At 63.6% G+C, this 236-nt stretch carries 1 pseudogene; it reads left to right on the top strand.

The window, feature by feature from the left end:
* Positions 1-59: 59 nt before the first annotated feature.
* Positions 60-236: pseudogene (locus SB754_RS22945) on the top strand (transporter); the annotation flags it as partial.

The raw sequence follows: 236 nt of genomic DNA, 5'->3' as shown, positions 1-236 counted from the left end.
CGAAAACTAACCACCCCCCCACCTGCAGCACCTTTCATCCCTGTCAAAGGAGACACACAATGAGCGCACTGACGCTCCTGATCATCGCTGTGGCCGGCGTCGCCGTGCTGCTGCTGGCCGTGATCAAGTTCAAGATCCCGGCCTTCCTGGCCCTGCTGACCGTCAGTGTGCTGGTGGCGGTTGCCGCCGGCATACCGCTGAACGAGGTTGTCGCAGCCGTCCAGGCGGGCATGGGC

It is taken from the genome of Leifsonia sp. SIMBA_070, assembly GCF_046534635.1.
Taxonomy (GTDB): Bacteria; Actinomycetota; Actinomycetes; order Actinomycetales; family Microbacteriaceae; genus Leifsonia.
Note: the sequence above shows the minus strand (reverse complement) of the source record. Positions and strands in the feature narration are given on the sequence as shown.